This is a genomic window from Yeguia hominis (assembly GCF_014384705.1).
GTDB classification, from domain to species: domain Bacteria; phylum Bacillota; class Clostridia; order Oscillospirales; family Acutalibacteraceae; genus Yeguia; species Yeguia hominis.
In genome coordinates this window covers 1-2014 of the sequence record NZ_JACRSN010000046.1, presented here as the reverse complement: position 1 = coordinate 2014, position 2014 = coordinate 1, and the positions used below count along the sequence as shown (strand labels likewise).

The following is a 2014-nucleotide window of genomic DNA, read 5'->3' as shown; positions in this document are numbered from 1 at the left end:
CTTGACACCTCCGGCAATCGCAAGACAGCTAACGGAGGAAAAGGTGCTTATCCCATCGGCGTACACCCTCCAATATCACCCCGAACAATGCAACCGAAAAGCGGAGTACGGCTGCACAAACTGGAACGCAAACACGGTAAGAGAGATTTTAAGCCGACAGGAATATCTCGGTCATACTGTGCTGAGAAAGACCATCGGAACGAATTTTAAGACCGATGAACGCCGCTTTGCCACCGATGAGGAACGCCTTGTGTTTGAGGACACCCACGAGCCTATCGTTGACAGCGAGCTTTGGGAGCAGGCGCACAGAAGATTGAAACACGCTACACGCCGTATAAAGGAAGGGACGCACCAAGAGGAATGCTTACTGCCTGGTCTTGTGTATTGCGCTGATTGCGGCAGTAAGATGTCCTATCAGACGAATTACTACAAAAGCGGAGAACCCTATCACTCGTTCCGATGCAGCAGCTACGGGAACAGAACCGTGAACTGCACCATTCATCACATCAGCGATAAAGTCCTTTACCAGTTGGTACTGCGCTCTATCCAACGCCTTTCAAGCCACATTATCGCAGATGAGCGTGGCTTTGCCGAAGAATTGAAAAGCAAATGGGAAGCACAGGCGAACGGTAAACCGCAAAAGCAAAAGGATGAACTTCAGACAATCAATCGCAGACTGAACGAGCTTGACCGCCTGATTGGAAGCCTTTATGAGAATTTCATTTCAGGTCTGCTGCCCGAAAAGCAGTACAAGTCCCTGATGAAGAAATACTCGACTGAACAGGACGGTCTTGAGAGCCAAGTGTCGGAAATTCAGGAGAAGCTGGAGCAAACGAAAGCGTCCTCTGCTCATATCGGGCGGTTTATCAGGCTCATCAAGAAGTATAAGCAGCCCACGAAGCTGACGAAAGAGATGGCGTGTGAACTAATTGATAAAATTGTTGTTCACGAAGCCATAGACAAGAAGCCGAACCGACAGCAGCAGGTGGACATCTACTATAACTTCATCGGGCAGTTTGACCTCCCGCTTTCCGAAAAGGAAATTGCCGAAGCAAGACAAAAAGCCGAGCAAGAAGCGGCGGAAAAAGCCAAGCGCAAGAAGAACCGGCAGCGTGAGAGCAATGTTGCACATCAAGCCAAAGCAAAGGCGGAACGCTGGGCGGCGAATGACGGTCATAAGTACCCGAAGCGTGTGTGCGAACAATGCGGAAAAGAGTTTTATCCGAACAGCACAAGGCAGAGATTTTGCAATACTGACTGTACAAAAGCCCATCAGCAGGCAGAAAAAGAGAAGAAACGCTTTGCCGAAAAGGGCGAGCACACCTTTCGTCAAAAGGTCTGCAAGATTTGCGGCAAGCCCTTCTGGCCGTCCAATGGTCAGGAGGTGCTATGCTCCGAGGAGTGCAAAGCAATCAACCGCAGGCAGAAACAACTTGCCTATTATCACCGTAAGCAATCCGGGCAGAAAGCCGGAGAAGCAATATAATTCAAGGAGGACGACACAATGGAAAAATTCATCACAGACGAAAGGACGGGCTTGTGCTATGAGCTTGTCGGGGATTACTACCTGATTGCCGGAGAGGACGAACCGGAGGGCAGACCCATCGGCATTTGGGGACAGCGGCACCTGCGGTATATCCGCAAGCACAAGGTCAGCTTGTATGCCGAGCTGCTGACCACCGGCAAGCTGAACGATTACCTTGCAGACCTTAACGAGCAGGCAGAAGCAATGTTTTCTCGGCTGGTAAAGCAGCTTTCCGAAAAAGAGGGCGTAACGGAAGCCCTCAAAGCGGAAAATCAAATGCTGTGGGTGCAGAGGATGAACAACATCCGCGGCGCTGCTATGGAAATCGTTGCAAACGATTTGATTTACTGTTAGGAGGACGGCTATGAATGTCAAGCTGGACGATTATGAGGTGCGAGTGCTGATAAACGGCTTAATACAGCAGCACAGGAGCTATGACGCAGAAACCAACGGTCAGATTGACGCCCTCGCCCTTCGCCTGTGCGACAT

Annotated in this window: 2 protein-coding genes; both read left to right on the top strand. The window is 50.3% G+C overall.

Going from position 1 to position 2014, the window contains the following annotated elements; all coding sequences use genetic code 11:
* The coding region (locus tag IAG03_RS13965) for a DUF4368 domain-containing protein (RefSeq protein WP_249320728.1) at positions 1 to 1486 on the top strand (1486 nt) is incomplete at its 5' end.
* Positions 1487 to 1504: 18 nt separating this feature from the next.
* A complete protein-coding gene (locus tag IAG03_RS13960; protein ID WP_249320726.1) occupies positions 1505 to 1879 on the top strand; it encodes a TnpV protein in 375 nt (124 codons plus the stop codon).
* The last annotated feature ends 135 nt before the right edge of the window (positions 1880 to 2014 follow it).

Coding starts and splice junctions, on each gene's coding strand:
- IAG03_RS13960 (WP_249320726.1), top strand. CDS start 1,505: ATGGAAAAATTCATCACAGACGAAAGGACGGGCTTGTGCTATGAGCTT.